The organism is Pseudoalteromonas sp. B131b (genome assembly GCF_037162545.1).
Lineage (GTDB): Bacteria > Pseudomonadota > Gammaproteobacteria > Enterobacterales > Alteromonadaceae > Pseudoalteromonas > Pseudoalteromonas fuliginea.
Genome location: NZ_JARLUZ010000001.1, coordinates 2562081 through 2584287, shown reverse-complemented (window position 1 = coordinate 2584287; position 22207 = coordinate 2562081). Strand labels below are relative to the sequence as shown.

The window sequence follows — 22207 nt, the reverse complement described above, 5'->3', positions numbered from 1 at the left end:
CTGTCTAGTTTAATCTGTGTGACCGTAAGACGAAAATACTCTTCCCCAGTAGTGGGAAGAATAACAGGCTTCCATAACGACGCGGCACGGTGGGGTATTTGCCAAGAATGCGTTGAGTTTAGCTCTGTTTAAGCGTTTATTGCATTCTCTTTTATGGTTAGAATTGAAGCCAGCGACTTGGAATACATTTTTTGCCAAATCAATTGATAATGTGCTAATTTTCATGGTGGACGTTCCCTTTAACTGAATGTGAGTTATAACCAGTTTGGCGCATTGACGCCGTTTTGGGGAGCGTCCATCTCATCACCCATCCTAAATTTTATTGTTCATAATATAGAAAAGCTGCAAAACACGATGCATTGATGAGGGAAGGCCTTTTAACCTCAATAAAGCCACTCACCCCCCGTAATCTCTTCAATAACGTCAATTAAAACAATACCAAACCAGCTATTTATATTCTGCGTAAAAACACGGTAATTAATTGAACCAAAATAGGAACTCAGCTATGGTCTATTTATCAATAAAAATAAATAAAAAACGAGTTAATCTACAGACTCGTTAGGTATACACATGAGTCTTCTGCCAATGGCTGATGCAGTGTCCGATGAAAAGGACGTGAAGCAAGCTAAAAGGATTATTGCTGAAAAGCAATTAGTTGGTGCTGCCAACAACACAAAATGGAATAAACTCATCTCGGAAATGCGAGAACTACCCAATCCACCTTGCTACCGAACTAAGGTAGTTAATGGTTACATATCAGGTTGGGATAGCGAATGGTATTATCACTTACCGTTCCCACTACTTTGTGTTGAGTGGATTGATATTGAATTAACAGATAATGCCTTATCTCTAGTGAGTAGTATTGGATTCGAGTTCGAAAAAACTGAATCAACAATCAGGATTTGGGGTTACTTTCCAAAGTGTTACGAGAGCTTTGGTGAAAAGTATACCTAACAAGCAATAAACAGGAACATTGCTCTTCCCCTCGCTTAATAGACCTCACTATTATTTACCTCATACACATTTTCAGAATTTATTTGCATTAGCAGTGCTGGCTTATCTATTGGCTTAAACCCATATTGCGCGTACAGACTATGCGCATCAGAAGTTGCTAATAAAAAGCGCCTGAGCCCTTGCAGCTCAGGGTGCTCCACTATCGTTTTAATAAGTAACTTACTCAGCCCATTACCTTGCAAGTGCGGGGCAATAAATACATCTGCTAAATAGGCAAAGGTTGCTTTATCGGTCACTACTCGGGCAAATCCAACTTGTTCGTTATGAGCGCTGTAAACACCAAAGCACATTGAGTTATCAATAGCCGATTGCATCACGCTTTTAGGAATGCCTTTGGCCCAATAGCTATTAGCAATAAAGTTATAAATAACGTTAAAGTTAAGTTTGCTTTTGTCTGTGCTAATTGAGTAGTTACTAATTTTTTCGGTCATACGTTAGTAGTCTTTTTTACCAATTTTTTATAAACATTCTTATAGAAAGTCTTTAACGTTCCTATAGCCTATAAATAATCTTTAACGTTTTTAAGCTGTTTGTCGTGTACTCTTGAAAGCACTAACAATGAGCAAATAGCCCCAAATAACGCCAGTCCCATATCTGATTGGGTATCCCACACGTAACCTTGCGTGCCTAAAAATGCTTCTGCGTTTTCGCCGCTTAACACTGCAACCCACCACTCGATTAATTCGTAAAAGGCGCTAAATGCTAAACATACCGAAATAACAAAAGTGATTAACCAGCCTCGACCATTTACTACTTTTTTGCGCAGTAAAATTTCGCGCGCTAGTAGTGCAGGTACAAAGCCTTGAAAAAAGTGCCCTACTTTGTCGTAGTTATTACGCTCGCTACCAAATAGGTTATCGAAAAAGGGACTTCGGCGTAGGTGTAATGCCCGCCAATCATCAGCACTATGCAATGCGCTAAAATAAATGTATATAAAATAGGGGTAAGTTTAAAGTGGCTATAGGTACTTGCTAGCAGCACTAAACCAATAATTGCGGGGATAACTTCAAGCAGCCATGTAAATTGATCTTTTGGATTAATACCAGACCAAATTAATACAATAAAAAACAGGCTCAGCCATAAATACTTCATTTAGAATCCTTTTCTAAATTGATCAAATTTACGGCATTTTACGCCTTTGAAATAAACGACGCTACCTATAGTTTGTTTTTGCTGTAATGCGATTAAACAAAGTAGGAAAAAAGCGCTTAATTGTAGGCGCCCAACCACTTAAACCTTTGCCAATAATCACTTCGTCTTTTTTATTACTAATGGCACGAATCATTTTTGTAGCAGCTACGCTTACATCCATCCCATTTTCTATCGATTCTTCTGGTTTATTTTGAGCTATTCCCTGCTCGTTTAATGAGTTATGCGCAATTGCTGTTTTAATAGAGCCTGGGCAAATTGTTAAGCAATGAATGTTATGTTGTGCTACTTCTGCACGTAGGCAATCCATAAAACCAACCACTGCATATTTAGAACCCGAATAACCCGTTCTAAATTTTGAACCTACTTTACCCGCCACACTACTAATAGACACAATTGAGCCACTGCGCCTTGCCACCATAGTAGGTAGTACGGCTTTAGTCAGTGCAATTAAGCCAAAGTAATTAACCTCCATTAATTGGCGGTACACGTTAAAGTCGTTTTCTAAAAATAAGCTACGCTGCGATACGCCGCCGTTATTAATTAAAATATCTATTACAGGAAGCTCGCTCATGTTTGCTGTTATTGTACTCAGTACATGCTCTGGCTGGGCTAAGTCCAGCGGCACAACTAAGTGCCCTTCGCCTTTAAGCGTTGCTTTTAAATCGTTTAGTTTATCTACATTGCGCGCCGATAAAATAACGCGCGCGCCAAGCTCGGCAAATTGTATAGCAAGCTCTTTACCAATACCTGATGATGCGCCGGTGATCCACACGGTTTTATTATTATATTGCATGCGTTATCTGCCTTTTATTATTATTTATTAAGTTTTATTAAGGTACTTAGAAAAGTATTTTACGCCTTTGTAGGACCAGCTATCGCGTTTACTTCATCTTCTAATGTTTTGTAAAAACCCATTAAAAATAGTAGTTCAACAGTTACGTACAAAGGGCCAATAATTAAACCCATTAGGTCATCTACAAACGCTGGTTTTTTACCTTCGTAATAGTGCCCAATAAACTGCAGTACCCAACCAAATACAAACACACTTAGGCCAATACTCAACCAAGGCCAAAACGACATTGCCGCAATGGGCTGAGCAGCAACAAGGAGTAAAGTGAATATCACGGCCATAATAAAGCCAAGCGAAAAGCTCAGCATAAAATAATAAACAACCGACGCTAATACAAAAAGTTGTGCGCCATCAATTACTACACTACCAAGGGGATTTGAATACGCGCTAGTAAACACAACGCTGCAAATACAATGAGCGGAATACCAATAAAGTGCGTTAGTACATTACGTTTAGAACGATGATACAAACCATATTTACCAAGTTGCTGTTGAAGTGTTTTCATTGTTTTGCCTTTATTTTTATATTTAAAACTTACTTTAGCAAAAGTAGACACAACAACAATGTCAGGTATCCGACACTTTGTAAATTAAACAAATGCAGAAATTATTTTACCCGGCTCATGCTCACCTTGCATATCAATTCGCTCGCGCCCTTGTTGATACTCTTGATCGATCATTTTTTGAAGTTCCTCAATTTTATCAGCAATTGCGTCAGGGTCTGCGCCCTCACCTTGTAGCTCTTTAGTGAGTTCTTCTATTGCCGCTTTTAGCTCGTCTATCTTGTCTTTATTTACACCTAAGCGCTGATAAACCAGCGCTTCTTGCGCGCTTTCTAAAAATGTTTGCTCTTGAGGGCCTGAGCTTATGCCTTTAACTTCACTTGTTTTTTCATTAGGGAGGACATTAGTTGCCGTAACTTCGCTCGGGCTTGCCGCTTTAGTTATACTCGATGAGTTATAGTTACTATATTGATTTTTAAAGGTTATTGTTGTCATTAGCTCAAATCCATTGTTGTATTACATTATCTTTAGCAATTTTGGTTCCAACTAAAAATACCCAGCCTATTTAAGCTTGTGCAGCACAGGCCTGTAACTTTTGTTTATCTATAATAGTAATACGTTGATACCCCAAGCTAATAGCTTGTAGGCTAACAAGTTGTTGCAGTATTTGATTAATAGTTTGGCGCGTTAGGTAGGTCATATCAGCAAGTTGCTGCTGAGATAAAACAAGCGGTGTTAAATGCTCTGTGTGTTCACTCAACATTAAAAGCCGATTACATACTTTTTGCTCAGCGCTTAATAACGCTTGATCTTCCATTGAGGTAAACATTAGGCGTAATTTTTGCGCCAGTAATAAACCAAACTCTTGCCAATATTGTGGTTGTTCATTTAAAAGCTGTTCAAGCGCGCGTTGGGGTACGTAAAAAGCACAACATCGGTTTGTGCGTACACATCGTGAGTGCGCAGGCCGCCATCAAACAAGGTGACTTCGCCAAACCAAAGTGACGTATCTACAAAACTCAATACGGCTTCTTTGCCTTCGTTACTTACGCCACTAATACGTACCACGCCGCTAAGTACGGCATAAATTCCATCGTGCTTATCACCTCGCAAAAATAATGATTGCTGGGCTTTTAGCGTGAGCGTTTTGCCTTGCGTTAATAAAAAGCTTTTTAAATAAGGGCTGCGGTTTTTAAACCAGTGTCCTTGTTCAATCACCTTTTGCTGTTGTGGAGTCATTATTTACTGCATTTTCTTATTAAAAGGTCGCCTTTCACTGACCAGCTTTTTTGGTAAATTTAAATCAGTTGCTATAACAAAGTCATCATAAGGATCGTTACCTGAAAAAAGCTCAGTTATTAGCGTTTTATTTTTATAAACATTAACGGTTACACCACTGCCCATGCCGCCTGAGTTAATAATATAATAATGATACTCGCCATTACTAAAAAATAAAATACTCTCGCCAATACGCCCTACTTGCCTGTAGTAACTACCAAATGGTGCACTTGGTGTAGCTTCTTTTTCAAGCCCTATGTCATTAATTCGACCAAATCGATAGCTCAATGATGAGTCGTCTTTAGCAACACAAATAGAAAGTACGTTATCAGTAGGCTCAAGTTTATAAGCAATATCTTCACTTGGATTACGCAGCACTTTTTGCATCTTAGCGTTTATATAAGCGGTTTCATTCATTTTACAATGTGTTGCAACTAGCCCTAGTACTAACACTGGATCCTCAACGTTAGTAAATTGTTCTTGTTGTTTTGAATCTGAAGATGGTTTTACTAAATCCTCTAAGTGGGCTTTTTTCTGCGAAGACGAAATGTGATCATCACACCCAAATAGTACTAATAAGAAAAAAGAATAAAAGCTCGCTAAAAATTTATTGCGCATAAAAAATCCATCTATGAGAGAACCTTTAAAATAGCGATAAAACTAGCGACTCGCAACTCCCTTATGCGTAATACTTTATAAGTTTATGCTTAAACCATATTCTGCAAAAACTACATTACTTTTTAGTGATTTATTTAACGATTTTTTAAACAATTGTTGGTTTTTTAATAACCTATTCATAAAGTGAAATAGAACCGCCGCTTGATGCCTTTTCATCAATTGCGTTTTACATAATCACTACATCGGCATTTTCGCTAAGTTAGCAAATGTACCTATTTTTTGTTGAGTGACCAACGGCCAATTTATTAATTTTAGCTAGTATTAAAAGCTGATTTAAACACCTTATAAAAGTGTGTAAATAACTAAATTAATCAATAATTAGTTTTCTTATAATAAAATGTTGTTACACCACCATTTCAAATGGTTTTTTATAACCACCTGTAATTTATAATTTAAATAATATCAAATCCAATAAACATACATTTTAAAAACAATTTAGTCTCATTTTATTAAAACAATAGTTGACCCTATACAAAATTTAAACTAGCATTTCTGGAAGCGCTTCCACAAAGCCTAGTTAAACAGACCTTTCTGGAAGCGCTTCCATACATTTGACAATGTTTATAACTACACAATAACAGCCCCATACAAGCTGTTAATAATAATGATAAAAGCGCGAGGGAAACCGAATGTCCAACCATATTGTAAGAAAAACAAAGATAGCCACTAGCCTATCTCTGATTTTAGGCGCATCAATCTCTTTACCTGTATATGCACAAGAAGCAAATACAGATGTTGAAGTAATTCAAGTTACTGGTTTTAAAAGCAGTATTAAAGAGTCGACTCGTTTAAAACGCGACGCCGCTGGTGTTGTAGATGCTATATCAGCTGAAGATATTGGTAAATTCCCCGATACCAACTTAGCCGAGTCGCTACAGCGTATTACAGGTGTGTCGATTGATCGTTCAAATGGTGAAGGTTCTAAAGTAACGGTTCGTGGTTTTGGCCCCGACTACAATATGGTAACCCTAAACGGGCGTACAATGCCGGCAGCATCTTTACCTGCAGGCGGCGGTACACCCAGCTCTCGTGCATTTGACTTTGCAAACTTAGCGTCTGATAGCGTTAAATCGGTTGAAGTATATAAAACTGGTAAAGCAAGTATTGCATCAGGTGGTATTGGCGCAACAATTAATATTAATACCGCTCGCCCACTCGACAATCCAGGCTTTGTTTCAAGCATTGGCGTAAAGGCATTACACGACTCAACAAACCGCGTTGGTGATGACATAACACCAGAGCTTTCGGGCTTAATTAGCTGGACCGACAGTGAAGCTAAATTTGGTGCCTCGTTAACTGCAAGTATGCAACAGCGCGATAGCTCATCAACAGGTGCATTTGTAAATCAATGGAATACATCAGCTTTTGACGGCACAATCCCACAAGCTGCAGACGATATTGTTTTAACTAATACACCCGCCGTTGGCCAGCTTTATTCAATGCCATCAGATTTGCGCTACACCATTGCCGACAGAGAACGTACTCGTACAAACGCGCAATTAACGCTGCAGTACAGCCCTATGGACGATTTAACAGCCACGCTGGATTACACATATTCTAAGCAAGATTTATTCGAAGCCCGTGCTGAACAATCAATTTGGATGGATAACTACAAAAGCGCGCTAACATTTGACGATAACACGGTAAAAACTCCTATTTATTACCGAGAAGAACGTCGCGATCAGCAAACACGCGACTTAGGTTTAGCGTTTCAAGAGTTAAACCAAGTTAACCAAAACGACTCTATTGGTTTAAACATTGAGTACTACTTCAATTCAGAATTGAGCTTTATGTTTGATGCGCACAATTCAAAAGCCACTAGCAAACCAGATACACCTTACGGCAGCTGGGTAAACGCAGGCTTGGGTGCAAACGTAGTTAACGCACAAGAAGTTGATTTTAGCCGCGAACTTCCATCAATGAGTATCGATTTTGATGATTGCCGCCGAAACAACCTAAATTGTAATAACACATTAGATGCCTCTGATGTGGGTACGTCTATTTTAGATTCTAACTTTGCTCGCCAAGAGTCTGAAATTACAGAATTTAGGATCCATGGTAAATACGAAATTGAAAACGGTGCAATTGACTTTGGTATAGAGTCTCGCTCTATGGAAAGCCATTCACTGCAATCACTTACACGTAATACAATGGGTAACTGGGGTATAGAAAACCCAGGCGAACTACCTGATGGCTACCTAAACCCAACAAATTTTTTAGCTGAGTTTGACGACTACGATACATCGGGCTCGTTCAACCAAGGTTATACCGGCAGCGCATCGCAAATTGGTTACTGGGCGGGTGAAGAATATGGCTTTAACTTTGCAGCCGATGGCGCATTTGCAACAAACCGCACCATTGAAGAAGACATAACCGCTGCGTTTGTGCAATTTACTTACAACGGCTACATTGGCGATATGCCATACAACATTGTAATTGGCGCGCGCCAAGAGTCTACCGACATTACTTCAACGGCTAATATCGATTTACCTAACGCAGTAGCGTGGGAAGGTAATAACGACTTTAATGTTCGTTTTGGCTCAGCTAAAGAAGATTTCACGCTTAAATCTAGCTACGATCACTTTTTACCAAGCTTTGACTTTGACATAGAAGTAATTGAAAACGTAAAAGCGCGTTTTTCTTATAGCACAACAATTGCTCGCCCAACTTACGACAACTTAAGTTCAGCAGCGACTGTTGGTGTACCAGGTGCCCCTACTCTTTTAGCGGGTTCTTCACCAGCTACTGCGTCAACGGGTAATCCTGGTTTAGTGCCGCTTGAATCAGATAATATTGATGTATCGGCTGAGTGGTACTTTGCAGAAACAAGTTATGTGTCGGTAGGTTATTACACTAAAGATATCGAAAACTTTATTGGTTTAACACCCATGACGCAAAACTACTACGGATTACGCGATGCAACAGCGGGTCCTCGCGCTCAAGCTGCCATTGCTGAGCTAGAATCTCGCGGACTTGCTCTAACCGATTCAAACTTATTTCAAATGGTTGCCGCAACAGAAAATGGCGTTGATTTTGACTCTATGACTTACGAAGAGTTTGAAGCCGCTTACGATGTAATTGCTAACAGCGATGACCCATTACTAGAATTTACAGCGCAAGTACCTACCAACAATAAAAATGCCACTATTGATGGTTTCGAAATTGCCTTTCAGCACTTTTTTGGTGAAAGCGGCTTTGGTGTGCAAGCAAACTACACCACAGTTAATGGCGACATAGACTTTGATGTAAACGCTGACCCTACTACAACACAATTTGCATTAGTGGGTTTAAGCGATACAGCTAACTTTATAGCAATGTACGAAAACGATGATTTTCAGGCACGTATTGCTTACAACTGGCGTGATAAGTTTTTAAATAGCGCAGCTCGATACGTAAACGAGCCAGGCTTTACTGAAGAATATTATCAAATCGACTTTAATGTTGCGTACAACTACAGCGAACAACTATCGTTTTTTGTTGAAGGCCTTAATATTACTGAACAAAACAGCCGCGAACATGGCCGTACTTCAGTTCAATTGTGGAACCTACAACAGCTAGGTGCACGTTACAATATTGGTATGCGTTACAACTTCTAAAGGTAATACAAAGTAAAGCCGTTAGTTTTTACTAGCGGCTTTTTTGTATTTAAAACAGTATTAATGCTAGTTTAATTGTTATCAACTTTAGGGTGTTAACTCATGACCAAACCAATAACAAAAATAGTCGTTTTAGGTGGTGGTACTGCCGGCTGGCTAAGCGCAGGCTTATTAGCCGCCGAACACCCGCACCTTAATGTAACGTTAGTGGAGTCGGCAAATGTGCCTATATTGGGTGTGGGCGAAGGTACATGGCCGTCAATGCGTAATACGCTACAGCGCATTGGCATTAAAGAAAGTGATTTTATAACCCAGTGCGACGCATCATTTAAGCAAGGTTCTAAATTTATAAATTGGCGCAACCTCAGCGAGGGAGAAAACTACTACCACCCTTTTATGAATCCACAAGGCTACGAGCACACTAATTTACACGCCAGCTGGCAACGTATTGCGCCTGATCAAAAATTTGCCGACGTTGTTAATATGCAAAGCTTTGTATGCCAAGCAGCACTTGCACCAAAGCAATTACAAACACCCGAATATGCAGCGGTCACCAACTATGGTTATCATTTAGATGCGGGTAAATTTGCTGAGTTTTTAAAAAATCACTGTGTTAAAAATCTAAACGTTACACATATTATTGACGATGTAACCGAGGTTATTAACGACGAACATGGCTATATTGCTTCATTAAAAACAAATAATAATGGCGATATAACAGGTGATTTATTTATAGATTGCTCAGGCTCTTGCGCTCGTTTAATTGGTGAGCATTTTAATAGTGAGTTTATAGCGCAAGATCATATTTTATTTAATAACAGCGCTGTTGCGGCGCAAATACCTAATGCACACATCAATCAACCAATTGCCTCTGCTACGCTATCTACAGCGCAAAGTAACGGCTGGATTTGGGATATAGCCCTGCCAACACGCCGTGGTACAGGTTATGTATTTAGTAGTAAATATCAAAGCGATGAAAGCGCAACAAATACACTAAAAAGCTACATAGCCAAAAGCAGCAGTGAGCAACAAGCTGAGCAACTTACCTACCGTGTATTAAAATTCAGCCCTGGTTACAGGCAAAAATTTTGGATTAAAAACTGTGTTGCCGTAGGTATGTCAGCTGGCTTTTTAGAGCCTCTTGAAGCGTCAGCACTTGCCATGGTTGAGCTTTCAATTAGCATGATAAGCGAGCAACTCCCGCAAAACCGCCCCCACATGAGCCAGCTTGAAACGCGTTTTAATGAGCGTTTTAGCACTCGTTGGCAGCGCGTTATTGAGTTTTTAAAACTTCATTATGTGCTAAGCGAGCGCGACGACACTCCTTATTGGCAAGATATTAGTAATTTAAATACCGCGCCCGAGCGCCTGCAAAACTTACTTAAACTTTGGCAATTTCAGCCCCCTAGCCGCTTTGATTTTATTGAAAACGAAGAAGTGTTTTCATCAAGCAGTTATCAATACGTTTTATATGGCATGGGCTTTAATACACAAACAGTATCTGCACAAAATACATTTAACGACCCACGTGCTGGGGATTACTATTATCAGCAAAATCGCGATAAAATAGCGCAGTGCTTAAATGGACTGCCAAGTAATCGCGCGCTTTTAAATCATCTTTTATCAAATAATGGGCAGCCACATAATGACTAAAACAAATGCTGTTAAAAACGTAGTAATTGCTGGAGGCGGCACCGCTGGTTGGATGGCCGCAGCAGCACTTGCTAAACTAGTTGGTAACAATATAAACATAACCCTTGTTGAATCTGACGATATTGGCACTGTAGGTGTTGGCGAAGCAACAATTCCGCCTATTCGTACATTTCATAAATTGCTGGGTATAAACGAGCAAGCATTTATGAAAGCCACTCAAGCAAGTTTTAAATTAGGTATTAGCTTTGAAAACTGGGGTGATGAAAACACGCATTATATTCACTCATTTGGCGCAACGGGCAAAGAATGTTGGGCGGGTGAATTTCATCACTTTTGGCTGCAAGGTAAAGCACTTGGAATAAACAACCCATTTGGCGATTACTGCTACGAGCTGCAAGCGGCTAAAGCCGGTAAATTTGCGTTTAATCAGCAAAACCCCATTAACTATGCTTACCATATGGATGCCACCCGTTACGCGCAGTTTTTGCGTGAATTTTCAGAGCCATTAGGTGTAACCCGCATTGAAGGTAAAATACAAAAAGTAGTAAAAAACACTAAAACGGGCCATATAGAATCACTTACTTTAAATAATGGCGAGCACATCAACGGCGACTTTTTTATTGATTGCACCGGCTTTAGAGGCTTATTAATAGAGCAAGCATTGCATACTGGCTACGAAGACTGGTCGCATTTACTACCGTGTAACAGCGCCATTGCCGTGCAAACAAAATCAACCAGCGATACCGTATTGCCACTTACCCGCTCTATTGCCCATAAAAGCGGCTGGCAATGGCGTATACCGCTGCAAAACCGTGTCGGCAACGGATTAGTTTATTGCAGCCAATATATGGATGACGAACAAGCCAAAGCGCTATTATTAAATAACATTGAGGGCGAGGCGCTTACAGAGCCACGTATTATTAAATTTAAAACAGGGCGTCGCTTAAAAGGCTGGAACAAAAACTGCTTAGCGCTTGGCCTTGCTAGCGGTTTTGTTGAACCACTTGAGTCCACCAGCATTCACTTAATTATGTCGGGTATTATTCGCTTTATGCGTTTATTTCCGTTTAATGGCATTACCAATCACGCAATTGACGAATACAACAAACAACTTAAAAGCGAAATTGAAAATATTCGCGACTTTATTGTGCTGCACTACAAAGTAACTAATCGCGATGACAGTGAGTTTTGGCAGCATTGTAGTGCCATGGAAGTGCCAAAAACACTTCAGCATAAAATTGATTTGTTTAAACAAACCGGCCGTGTATTTTTAGACGATGGCGACATTTTTAGAGTCGATTCGTGGGTGCAAGTTATGCTTGGCCAAGGTATTGAGCCTAATCAACATCACTTAATAGCCAGCATGATGAGCGACGAAGAACTCACCCGTTTTTTACACGGTATTAAGCAACAAATAGAGCAACGCGTCAGCCAATTACCGCCTCATCATGAATTTTTAAAACAGTATTGCCCAGCATAAATATCCTCTTTAAAAAAAGCCCTTATTACTAAGGGCTTTGAGACAACACACAACAACTTTTACGTTTTACTCTTCACACTTAACCACGGCGCTTTTAGCGCCTTGTGGTTCAAAGCTAATATCTGCAACTGAAACGCTAAGCTCTCCTGCCGTTTTAATAATAAAAGGGCTGGTTACTCTGGCAAAATCAACGCCCTTTTTAGCAAAACACGTTAAATCTATACTCATGGTTTGCCATGTATTTAAAGTAGCATTTTCAAGCTCACGGGTAATATTAAGCTCGCCGCCACAGCCTTGTTCGCACTTCATTGCAAGGTATGTTTCTGAGCTAGGTATTTGGTTTACTTTATAGCTAAAGCTAAGGGCTGAATTTGCTTCACTGTAGGCCACTTTGTCTTCAGTAAAGTTACTATTAATTTCGATATAGCTGGCTGCAGTGCCATCAAAATTAAATTGCATCGCATCTTCTTGAATCGCTTTGTCTTCAGTGCGATAAGTAATGCTGCCAAGCTTTACACTGTTACTTGCTACTTGGTGCTGCTCGCTGTTTGAATTTAAAAACAAACGCCACGGTGTTCTAAAGCTGCCATTAAATATAGATAACGGCGCAAGGTTACTAATATCAACACCTGAGTCTTCATTTAGATTATTGCCAAGCGTACTTTCATCTTTATACGTTAAGCCAAAGCCATAGGGTAATAATGGCGAGTAATCAGCATCGCCCTTATTTACTGCGGTTTGAAGTGGCGATTTAGGCCACGAGAAAGACAATTTACCTTTAAAGTCATACTGTACCTTCCCATTTTCATCCGCTAATAAAACATCAGCAATGCCTTGTCCTTCAGTGCCAGGAAGCCATGCTGCTACAAATGCATCTGACGCGTTTAGCTCGCTGTTAACCCACATTGGTCTGCCTGATATAAACACCGACACCACCGCAATACCTTGCTGCTTTAATGTTTTTAATATTTTAAGAGAGCGTTTATTGTTACGTTCAAACTCAAGGTTGTCCTTATCGCCATGTCCTTCTGCGTACGGTTCTTCACCAAATACAACAATGGCTACATCGGGTTTGGTATTAAATTCACCCGTTGGGCTTAAAATAGCGTTACCGCCAGCAGCCTCTATTTGTGTTTTTAGCCCCGCATAAACAGACGTTGCCCCAGGGAAATCTGCATTTTGATTATTAGTTCCCTGCCACGTAATGCTCCAACCGCCCGATTGCTTGCCTATGTTGTCGGCCGCATCGCCCGCAATAAGTATGTTGCTTGATGGGTTAAGCGGTAATAAATGGTTGTTGTTTTTAAGCAGTACTAACGACTCTTGTACCGCTTGGCGGGCAATATCGCGATGTACTGGCGCACCTATTAGCTCTAATTTACCTGAATATTTTCGATTTGCAGGGCTTGGTTTATCAAATAAACCTGCACGTAATTTAACGCGTAAAATACGCGCTACGGCGTCATCTATTCGCGCCATTGTTATTGTGCCCGCTTTTACTTGTTTAATTGTATTTTCATAAAGTGGTTTCCATGCACCCGTTGGCACCATAAAAATATCAAGCCCCGCATTAACAGCCTGCGGACAACTTTCATTTGTACAGCCTGCAACTTGTCCGTGTCCGTTCCAATCTCCTACAACAAAGCCATCAAAACCCATTTTTGTTTTTAATACATCGGTAAGTAGGTATTTATTGCCGTGATTTTTTTTACCATTCCAGCTATTAAACGATGCCATAACCGACTGACTACCTGCGGTTAGGCCGCCAATATAACCTTGCGCATGAATGTTATATAACACCTCTTCGCTATCAATGTTATCGCCTTGATCGTCACCATCTACAGTGCCGCCATCGCCTAAAAAATGCTTAACAGTACTAATTACGCGTTTATCACTTAAAAAGTCCTCATCGGCTCTACCTTGCAATCCGTTTACAATTGCGGCTGAATACTCACGTACAATTGCAGGGTCTTCTGAGTAGCCTTCGTACGTTCTGCCCCATCGGTCGTCGCGCACAACCGCAACTGTTGGTGCAAATACCCAATCTATCCCTGTTGCCATTACTTCTATTGCCGTAGCTGCTGCAATTTGCTCAATTAATGCAGGATTATTTGCTGCACCTAAACCAATATTGTGCGGAAATAACGTCGCGCCAATCACATTATTATGGCCATGTACGGCATCGGTGCCCCACATAGTTGGAATTTTACTGCCATCAATTGAGTCATCAACCGATGCCTGATACATACTCTCAGCAAGTGTTATCCAATCGGCAGGCGTTGCATGCTTATTAGCATTCGGGAACGAGCCACCGCCATTTAAATACGAACCAAAGCCATATTTGCGCATATCTTCAACACTAATATCGCGGATTTCAGGTTGGATCATCTGCGCTACTTTTTGCTCAAGCGTCATTGTTTTTAAATATTGTTCAATCGTATTTTCAATTTCAGGCGTTTTCATTACTTTGCTTTTAAGCGTTGGCCAAAGTGATAAATCACCTTGTTCATGCTCAGCCTTTTTGGCTACGGCGCCTTGGCTATTATTTGCGTTAATCTCTTGTTTATTACACCCACTTAAAACGCACAATCCTCCTATTAAAATAGGGAGCATGTGTAACCTGTTAGTGTTTAAGCTTTTTTTCATTTTTATAGCCCTGTGTTGTGTCAGTGTGATTTTGTGAGCGCCTATTTGTTATTTAAATTTAACTATTGACCTGTTTAACAATAGCCACTAACCTAAATATGGAAGCGCTTCCTTAAAGTTATTAAATACCATACTTAGTGATTAATCAAATTAAATATGGAAGCGCTTCCAATAATGAATTTAATATACGCTCTATACAAAGCAAACTTTACCAAAAAAGAAGCAGAGGTTTTCTCTTAATGAAACAATTATCTTTACCTAGTGGCTCACCACTTTTAGCCAAAAATTTTACTTATGGTGTAGCTACGGCCTCATTTCAAATTGAAGGCGGCGCAGCTGATCGCTTGCCATGTATTTGGGATACCTTTTGCAGTAAAGAAGGCAAAATAGTCGATAATTCAAATGGCAATGTAGCCTGCGAGCACTACACTCGCTGGAAAGACGATATAAACTTAATTGAATCATTAGGTGTAGACGCTTATAGACTTTCGATTTCGTGGCCGCGCGTAATGACTAAAAGCGGTCACTTAAACCCGACAGGCGTTAAGTTTTATACCGACATTTTAGATGAATTAAAACGCCGTAACATTAAAGCTTTTGTAACGCTATACCACTGGGATTTACCACAACATATTGAAGATGAAGGCGGTTGGCTAAACCGTAACACCGCTTACGAATTTGCACATTACACAGATTTAATTACCAAAGCATTTGGGGAACGTGTGCACTCTTACGCCACCTTAAACGAGCCTTTTTGCAGCTCTTACTTAGGTTACGAAATAGGCGTACATGCGCCTGGCATAGTAGGTTGCGAATTTGGTCGCAAAGCCGCGCACCACTTATTACTGGGTCACGGTTTGGCTATGCAAGTACTTGCTAAAAATAGCCCAAATACACTAAACGGTATTGTACTTAACTTTACGCCTTGTTACTCAGTTACCCATAGTGAAGACGATTTAAAAGCCACTGCATTTGCTGATGACTATATAAACCAATGGTACATGCAGCCTGTAATGCAAGGTAAATACCCTGATATTATTAAGCAATTACCTAACGCCCACCGCCCAGATATTTTAGATGGCGACATGGAAATAATTGCTCAACCGCTGGATTATTTAGGGGTTAACTTTTATACCCGCATGCATTATCAAGCAAGCGAAACCGACTTTTACCATGAGCTGCCACATAAAGCGCCAATGACCGATATAGGCTGGGAAATTTATCCTAAAGCGCTGACAGAATTACTTGTATCGTTAAACGAAAAATACACCCTACCGCCTATTTATATTACCGAAAACGGCGCAGCCATGGCTGACGAATTTAAAGACGGTGAAGTAGAAGACAACGACCGTATTGAATATTACCACGAACATTTAAATGCCCTACATAACGCAACCAAGCAAGGCGTAAAAGTAGATGGTTACTTTGCGTGGAGCCTAATGGATAACTTTGAATGGGCAGAAGGATATTTAAAGCGTTTTGGAATAGTACACGTAGACTACAACACACAAAAACGAACTGTTAAAGCCAGCGGTAAAGCGTACAGTAACCTAATAACTAGCCGATAATTTATCGGCTTATAACAATAAGAACACACACTGTGAACAAACTCCCTTTATACGAAAAAGTCGGTTACGCCATGGGCGATGCCGGCGCTAACTTAGTATGGCGCGGCGCGCTTGCTTATTTAGCGGTGTTTTACACCGATACATTTGGCATATCGGCAGCCGCCGCTGCCATGTTGTTTTTGGTGGTAAGGCTGTCTGATGGCGTAACCGATATTATTATGGGTATGATTGCCGACAGAACGCAGTCGCGCTTTGGTAAATTTCGCCCGTGGATACTCTACTCCGCACCATTTTTGGGCTTGTTTATGGTGTTGTGTTTTACTACACCCGACTTTAGCACCACCAATAAACTTATTTATGCCTACGTAACTTACATAGGTTTAACGCTTGCTTACACAGTAAGTAACGTGCCCTACTCGGCACTTATGGGCGTTATGACACCAGACGATACAGAACGCACAAAGCTCTCTGGTTTTAGGTTTGCAGGTGCGTTTACTGGTGGCTTATTGGTTATGGGTTTTTTACCTGAGCTAGTGGCATTTTTTGGTGGCGGCGACAACGCCAAAGGCTATCAGCTTACTATGTACTTATTTGCCAGCTTACTTATTATTTTAATGATTATAACGTTTGCTACCACCAAAGAGCGTGTAACACCGCACGCCTCAAATGAAGGGAATTTAAAATCAGAGTTGTTTGATTTAACCAAAAGCCTGCCATTTATAATCCTACCTTTGCTTGCTACCACCCTGTTTTTTTATTACCGCGATTTATACAGCGGCGTATTTTTTGCCCTTGTTATGGCTGCAATGACATTCGTTATTAAAAAACTACTCAATAAAGATAAGCAAAGTTTAACGGGATCACAGCGCGATATGGTTGATCTTCTGACCAATAAACCTTGGTTGGTGTTACTCGGCATTGGTTTTTTAACCATGATGTTTAATGGCATAAAATACGGTGTAATTGCGTACTACTTTAAGTACCACGTAGCCAATGAACTTATGGCTGGGCAATACTTTATTGCCTTGTTGGTTGTATCTATATTAGGCGCACTTGCCACGGGTAAACTGGCCGAAATTATGGGTAAACGAAACCTATTTATAGCATCATTAATGCTAAGCGGCATACTCACTACTGCATTTTACTGGGTGCCTAGCGATAACCTGGTCGCTGTATTTACCTTTGGTTGCGCTGCTGAATTTTTTGCCGCGATGATGCCAACATTATTTTTTAGTATGCTTGGCGATTCAGCCGATTATTCAGAGTGGAAAAACAAACGCCGCGCTACTGGCCTTATTTATTCTGCGGGTACATTTGTGCAAAAAACCGGTGGTGGTTTTGCAGGTGCTTTAGTATTAGTGGTACTTGCAGGCTACGGCTATAACGGCATGGATGAGCTAACAATTACGCAAGCCCTACCTGGTATGCAGCTACTTATGAGCTGGATACCTGCCGCATTTGCTTTTTTAGGCGCCGCATTGATGCTTATTTATCCACTAACTTCAGCGATGACGCAAAAAATAACAGAAGACTTAGCAATTAGACGCAGTAATGTGTAAATTAACTTTTAATGACCCTTCGCACTTTATATTTTATAAAGCGCGATTAAAAACACATATAAGCTAGGACATCAATGGCGACAATTTATCAAGTATCAGAAATGGCAGGTGTGTCTTTATCAACTGTTTCAAGGGTACTTAACGACAACGACTACGTAAGCAAAAAAACTAAAAAAAGGTATTAGAAGCAATGAAAGAGCTAGGCTATCAGCCAAGTTCTATTGCTCGCTCTTTGGCGTCTAGCACTACAAACAGCGTCGGTATTTTAGTTTCTGAGTTGGATGGTCCGTTTTTTGGTCAAATGATGTCAGCCATTGAAGAGCACCTTCGTATTGCGGGTAAACACGTTATTATTACGCCTGGGCACAGTGACGAGAAAAAAGAAAAAAGCGGTTTTGAATTTTTAATAGGCCGTAATTGCGACGCTATTATTGCCCACGTAGAAGCGGTATCAAACGAGTATCTAATTGAGTTAAGTAAAGGCAAAACCCCTATTTACTTAATGAGCCGCTACGTTAAAGAAATTGAAGAAAACTGCATTAGCCTCGACAACGTAATGGGCGGCTACTTAGCCACTAAAGCCATGATCAACAAAGGTCATAAAAACATTGCGTACATAGCAGGCCCACAGTTTAAAGAAGATGCGTCAAATCGTTTAAAAGGTCACAAACAGGCATTAGCAGAATACAACCTAACCTTTGACGAAAAGCTATTTTACATAGGCGACTTTAAAGAAACCGGCGGCAGCGACGGCTTAAGGCATTTTATTCAAAACAAAGCGCAAATAACCGCCCTTGTATGTGCCAATGACGAAATGGCATCGGGTGCCATGAAATACGCCCGCGAACACGGTTTTAACCTACCAAAAGATTTAGCCATTATTGGGTTCGATAACGTAATTTTTACCAATTACCTCTACCCAACACTGACTACAATAGATAACCCAGTTCCCGAAATGGGCCGAGCTGCGGCTAACTTAGTACTTAAAGATATTTATAAAAAGAGCGGCATAACAGTAAAGCACGTGTTTCAGCCAAAGCTTATTTTAAGAGACTCAACACCGGATATTAATTAACTTTAAACCTAATTTAAATCTAGTTTAAATCTAAGTTATGTAACTCATTGCGCACCCACTGCGTATCTAAATATTGCTCTACGTGCTGCTGCGCAAACTTTAAAAAGTTACGTGCAGCATGCGATATGTGCCTATCTGTTCGCATTACAAAATACCAATGACTCGCCAGATGTGCATTGGTTACGTTTAAAATTTTAAAACTAGTATCGTCTGTTGCAAGTACATGGCGTGATAAAACCGCAATGCCCATCCCCGATGCAACCGCGACGCGTATTGCTTCATTACTCGCCATTTGCACGCTATCGCTCAGCACTAACCCTCGGCTTTGTAACTCGCTTTCAAATAACATACGTGTTGCTGAGCCATTTTCTCGTAGTAAAAAACGATACTGCATTAAATCAGTTAATTTAACGGCTTTTACATGAGCTAACGGGTGGTTTAGCGGCACTATAAATTCCAGTGGATTATGCAAAAAACGCGCAGCTTGTGCGTGTTCAAGCGACGGCGGGTGGCTAAATACATAAATGTCGTCCTCTCCTCGCTCAAACCTATCAAGTACCTCAGCCCTGTTACCTATTTCAAGCGGGAGCTCAACATGGGGATGTAAATTACTATAAGGTCCAAGTAGTTTTGGTAAAATATATTGCGCCGTATTAACCATTGCAATTTTACAACGGCCGCGCGATCCACCATTAAGCTCGGTTAAAAAATCTTGATAGTCTTCAAAATGTCCAAACACCTGTTGGCATATTTTAAACAGTTCAAGTCCTGCATCGGTCACATGTAGCTTTTGCTGTTGTATAAGAAGTAGTGGCTCGCCTACCGCTTCTTGCAGTCGCTTTATTTGTAGCGATACCGTTGGCTGTGTTAGATGTAAACGCCTTGCGGTTTCGCTTATTGAACCCGTTTTAACCACGCTCATAAATACTTCAAGCAACCTAAACGATATATGCCGTAAATCCATACCTACCTCATAATGTACCTAATAATAGTTATCTAATAAGCAACCCATAGATAAACACCTATAACTAACTCGTATTTATTTTATTATTTACTATACAAAGTTTTATCTACAATAGCGCTACTTAATTTACCAACTAGTAAGGAAAGCCAGTGCCAGATATTGTTGTTATGTTTTTTATTTTAGGATTAGTAGCGGGTATTTTACGCTCTGATTTGGCCATTCCAAAAGCCACCTACGACACATTAAGCTTATTGCTTATGTTAACTATCGGCTTAAAAGGCGGTATGGTGCTGCACGGTAACTTAAGCTGGCAACTACTGCCCGAAATGGGATCGGTTATGCTCCTTGGTGCACTTATACCCCTTATGCTTTACCTTATTTTAAAATACGTGATTAAACTCTCTGTTGCTAATAGCGCCAGCATTGCCGCACATTACGGCTCAGTGAGTGCTGGTACATTTGCTGTTGCGCTCGCCTATGCCGAGTCGGCTAAATTAGTAGTAGGTGCAGAAGTAACATTGTATTTAGTGATGCTAGAACTCCCTGCAATTATTGTTGGTTTATTGCTTTACCGAAAGCTTGATAAAGAAAACGGCCAAAATAATGAGCTGTCGTTAAAAGCCCTTTGGCACGAAACTCTCACGAACAAAAGTGTGATTTTACTCGTTGGCGGTGTAGTAATAGGTATGATGTACGGCACGGTGCAAGGCAGCCAGGTAACTAGTCTTTTAACCAGTAGCTTTAAAGTTGTACTTGCATTATTTTTACTAGAAATGGGTTTAGTCGCCGCGCAAACTCTACGCCCTATCCCTTGGAAGCATTGGAAACTAGCGGTATTTGCTATCGTCACCCCGCTATTTTTAGGCACGATTGGCACAGCAGTAGGCACACTTTTAAATTTAGAATTAGGCTCGGTAGTTATTTTAGGCAGCTTAGTAGCCAGCGCCTCATACATAGCCGCACCCGCTGCAATAAAGGCGGCAATCCCTAAAGCCGATATTGGTCTTGCTATGCTGAGTTCACTCGGTGTAACTTTCCCGTTTAATGTGATTGTTGGTATTGGTTTATACCACCAGCTCGCAGTAGCAATGCAGTAAACGAAAAATCAGTATTAACAATTAAAATTTATTACTTTGAAGCTGTTAAGCCCATTTTATACGGGATTAACAGCTAAATTTAAAAGGTCATTTTATAGTAAATACAATGGTCACTTAATCGTTAATTTTTTATGTGGGCTCAAAAAAAACATCTTTTTCCACCCTTGATTTTGCGTTGTAAAAAGCCACGGCATGGGCACTAACGATAAAATAGAATAATGCACATGAGGCTGTTTCCCTGCGGCATTTCCAGTATCGCCCAGTAAACCAATTTGACTGTTTATGCTTACCACATCACCTGTACTTACCGAGTAGTCATTTAAATGCGCAAAATAATGTATACGCCATTTAGGCCCAAGTACTGCAACCGCTTTACCACCTCGGGTTAGCTCACCTGCAAATATAACAACACCGCTTGTTGAGGCAACTACGGGGGTATTTTTTGTGCCAAAAATATCAATTCCTTTGTGCACACCCGACCTACCCCAAGGCTCGTACCAAAACGTGTTATGGTTCCAATCTTTACTTGTGGCACCTTGTACCGGAATCATTATTTTTTCGGGAATTAGCAAGCCTATAATTAATAAAGTAGCTATTCCAATTGCAATCCACTTAAGTGCTTTCAATGCTCTATCCTTGATATTTAAATAACTTATACAGGTAAATTATTAGTTATATTAACTGAACTCATCATGAGTCATATTTATGGTGTTTTATTTGAATGAAACACCCGACTAACATGTACTAAGCTGATCAACTTCAAAACAGGTTTGATAAGTAATTGAGCACTGCCCGCTATAAACAGCCATGTGCCACTTTCTATTAGTGAGTCATTTAAAAAGAAAAAACTGCCAATTAAAAACCACACAGCAATCAAAAAATCGTTAAACGCTCCCAGCGCTTCATATCGTCGCTGAATGGTAATATGCTCTTGCCCTAAATCTAAAATAAATTGATTACTGGAATCTATAAGTACTGCTCACTCTTTTATTTCATAATTTAAAAAGCTTGTTTTCACAAGCTAAGCCGCGCCATACAATAACAAAATTTACGCAATAAAAAACGCTGGCCAATGCAAATCAGCCAACGTTTTTA

The 22207-nt window shown here is 40.2% G+C and carries 15 protein-coding genes and 5 pseudogenes; 8 read left to right on the top strand and 12 right to left on the bottom strand.

Going from position 1 to position 22207, the window contains the following annotated elements; genetic code table 11:
- Positions 1–18 precede the first annotated feature (18 nt).
- Positions 19–225 (bottom strand): annotated as a pseudogene (locus P4S65_RS11990) (IS110 family transposase); the annotation flags it as partial.
- 345 nt (positions 226–570) lie between these two features.
- On the opposite strand from P4S65_RS11990, the gene P4S65_RS11985 reads away from it, so the two are divergent.
- Positions 571–954, top strand: coding sequence for a DUF6678 family protein (locus tag P4S65_RS11985; RefSeq protein ID WP_337120237.1), 384 nt, complete (start codon positions 571–573; stop codon positions 952–954).
- Between the two features lie 35 nt (positions 955–989).
- On the opposite strand, the gene P4S65_RS11980 is transcribed toward P4S65_RS11985, so the two are convergent.
- From P4S65_RS11980 to P4S65_RS11950, 7 genes and pseudogenes are all read right to left on the bottom strand, one after another.
- Positions 990–1445: a GNAT family N-acetyltransferase gene (locus tag P4S65_RS11980; protein WP_337120236.1), complete on the bottom strand. Its 456-nt coding sequence runs from the start codon at positions 1443–1445 to the stop codon at positions 990–992.
- A gap of 68 nt (positions 1446–1513) precedes the next feature.
- Positions 1514–2106: pseudogene (locus P4S65_RS11975) on the bottom strand (DUF2238 domain-containing protein).
- Between the two features lie 61 nt (positions 2107–2167).
- Positions 2168–2959, bottom strand: a complete 792-nt coding sequence (locus P4S65_RS11970) for an SDR family oxidoreductase (protein ID WP_337120235.1) — start codon at positions 2957–2959, stop codon at positions 2168–2170.
- Between the two features lie 59 nt (positions 2960–3018).
- Positions 3019–3521: pseudogene (locus tag P4S65_RS11965) on the bottom strand (Mpo1 family 2-hydroxy fatty acid dioxygenase).
- A gap of 84 nt (positions 3522–3605) precedes the next feature.
- Positions 3606–4013, bottom strand: coding sequence for a hypothetical protein (locus P4S65_RS11960; RefSeq protein WP_337120234.1), 408 nt, complete (start codon positions 4011–4013; stop codon positions 3606–3608).
- Positions 4014–4083: 70 nt separating this feature from the next.
- A pseudogene (locus tag P4S65_RS11955) lies at positions 4084–4757 on the bottom strand (Crp/Fnr family transcriptional regulator).
- 3 nt (positions 4758–4760) lie between these two features.
- Positions 4761–5414, bottom strand: coding sequence for a hypothetical protein (locus P4S65_RS11950; protein ID WP_096792898.1), 654 nt, complete (start codon positions 5412–5414; stop codon positions 4761–4763).
- 689 nt (positions 5415–6103) lie between these two features.
- Between P4S65_RS11950 and P4S65_RS11945 the strand changes: the two genes are divergently transcribed.
- The 3 genes from P4S65_RS11945 to P4S65_RS11935 all read left to right on the top strand — a co-directional run bounded on the left by P4S65_RS11945 (position 6104) and on the right by P4S65_RS11935 (position 12203).
- Positions 6104–9070, top strand: a complete 2967-nt coding sequence (locus tag P4S65_RS11945) for a TonB-dependent receptor (RefSeq protein ID WP_337120233.1) — start codon at positions 6104–6106, stop codon at positions 9068–9070.
- 102 nt (positions 9071–9172) lie between these two features.
- Positions 9173–10723 carry a tryptophan halogenase family protein gene (locus tag P4S65_RS11940; RefSeq protein ID WP_337120232.1) on the top strand — a complete coding sequence of 517 codons (1551 nt, stop codon included), beginning with the start codon at positions 9173–9175 and terminating at the stop codon, positions 10721–10723.
- Complete coding sequence (locus P4S65_RS11935) at positions 10716–12203, top strand: tryptophan halogenase family protein (RefSeq protein WP_337120231.1); 1488 nt, start codon at positions 10716–10718, stop codon at positions 12201–12203. Before P4S65_RS11940 ends, P4S65_RS11935 begins: the two co-directional genes overlap by 8 nt.
- A gap of 66 nt (positions 12204–12269) precedes the next feature.
- Here the strand turns inward: P4S65_RS11935 and P4S65_RS11930 are convergent, their stop codons facing one another.
- On the bottom strand, positions 12270–14849 hold the full coding sequence (locus P4S65_RS11930; RefSeq protein ID WP_337120230.1) for a glycoside hydrolase family 3 protein: 2580 nt from the start codon (positions 14847–14849) through the stop codon (positions 12270–12272).
- Between the two features lie 239 nt (positions 14850–15088).
- On the opposite strand from P4S65_RS11930, the gene P4S65_RS11925 reads away from it, so the two are divergent.
- The 3 genes and pseudogenes from P4S65_RS11925 (at position 15089) to P4S65_RS11915 (ending at position 19051) form a co-directional block, all read left to right on the top strand.
- Positions 15089–16417, top strand: coding sequence for a GH1 family beta-glucosidase (locus P4S65_RS11925; protein ID WP_337120229.1), 1329 nt, complete (start codon positions 15089–15091; stop codon positions 16415–16417).
- A gap of 32 nt (positions 16418–16449) precedes the next feature.
- Entirely contained in the window at positions 16450–17976 is a 1527-nt protein-coding gene (locus tag P4S65_RS11920; RefSeq protein ID WP_033038334.1) for an MFS transporter, read from the top strand.
- Positions 17977–18050: 74 nt separating this feature from the next.
- Positions 18051–19051: pseudogene (locus P4S65_RS11915) on the top strand (LacI family DNA-binding transcriptional regulator).
- A gap of 19 nt (positions 19052–19070) precedes the next feature.
- Here P4S65_RS11915 and P4S65_RS11910 read toward each other — a convergent pair.
- Positions 19071–20015, bottom strand: a complete 945-nt coding sequence (locus P4S65_RS11910) for a LysR family transcriptional regulator (protein WP_337120228.1) — start codon at positions 20013–20015, stop codon at positions 19071–19073.
- Between the two features lie 149 nt (positions 20016–20164).
- Here P4S65_RS11910 and P4S65_RS11905 point away from each other — a divergent pair, with 149 nt between their 5' ends.
- Positions 20165–21112, top strand: a complete 948-nt coding sequence (locus P4S65_RS11905; protein WP_337120227.1) for a sodium-dependent bicarbonate transport family permease — start codon at positions 20165–20167, stop codon at positions 21110–21112.
- A gap of 110 nt (positions 21113–21222) precedes the next feature.
- On the opposite strand, the gene P4S65_RS11900 is transcribed toward P4S65_RS11905, so the two are convergent.
- Together P4S65_RS11900 and P4S65_RS11895 are read right to left on the bottom strand one after the other, a co-directional pair.
- Positions 21223–21738: a M23 family metallopeptidase gene (locus tag P4S65_RS11900; protein ID WP_306725272.1), complete on the bottom strand. Its 516-nt coding sequence runs from the start codon at positions 21736–21738 to the stop codon at positions 21223–21225.
- A gap of 77 nt (positions 21739–21815) precedes the next feature.
- Positions 21816–22082, bottom strand: a complete 267-nt coding sequence (locus tag P4S65_RS11895) for a YrhK family protein (RefSeq protein ID WP_007375491.1) — start codon at positions 22080–22082, stop codon at positions 21816–21818.
- Positions 22083–22207: the final 125 nt, after the last annotated feature.

Excerpts from the sequence above, each read along its gene's own strand:
- P4S65_RS11980 (WP_337120236.1), bottom strand. The coding sequence starts at position 1,445 with ATGACCGAAAAAATTAGTAACTACTCAATTAGCACAGACAAAAGCAAA.
- P4S65_RS11925 (WP_337120229.1), top strand. The coding sequence starts at position 15,089 with ATGAAACAATTATCTTTACCTAGTGGCTCACCACTTTTAGCCAAAAAT.
- P4S65_RS11960 (WP_337120234.1), bottom strand. The coding sequence starts at position 4,013 with ATGACAACAATAACCTTTAAAAATCAATATAGTAACTATAACTCATCG.
- P4S65_RS11940 (WP_337120232.1), top strand. The coding sequence starts at position 9,173 with ATGACCAAACCAATAACAAAAATAGTCGTTTTAGGTGGTGGTACTGCC.
- P4S65_RS11930 (WP_337120230.1), bottom strand. The coding sequence starts at position 14,849 with ATGAAAAAAAGCTTAAACACTAACAGGTTACACATGCTCCCTATTTTA.
- P4S65_RS11950 (WP_096792898.1), bottom strand. The coding sequence starts at position 5,414 with ATGCGCAATAAATTTTTAGCGAGCTTTTATTCTTTTTTCTTATTAGTA.
- P4S65_RS11985 (WP_337120237.1), top strand. The coding sequence starts at position 571 with ATGAGTCTTCTGCCAATGGCTGATGCAGTGTCCGATGAAAAGGACGTG.
- P4S65_RS11945 (WP_337120233.1), top strand. The coding sequence starts at position 6,104 with ATGTCCAACCATATTGTAAGAAAAACAAAGATAGCCACTAGCCTATCT.
- P4S65_RS11935 (WP_337120231.1), top strand. The coding sequence starts at position 10,716 with ATGACTAAAACAAATGCTGTTAAAAACGTAGTAATTGCTGGAGGCGGC.
- P4S65_RS11970 (WP_337120235.1), bottom strand. The coding sequence starts at position 2,959 with ATGCAATATAATAATAAAACCGTGTGGATCACCGGCGCATCATCAGGT.
- P4S65_RS11910 (WP_337120228.1), bottom strand. The coding sequence starts at position 20,015 with ATGGATTTACGGCATATATCGTTTAGGTTGCTTGAAGTATTTATGAGC.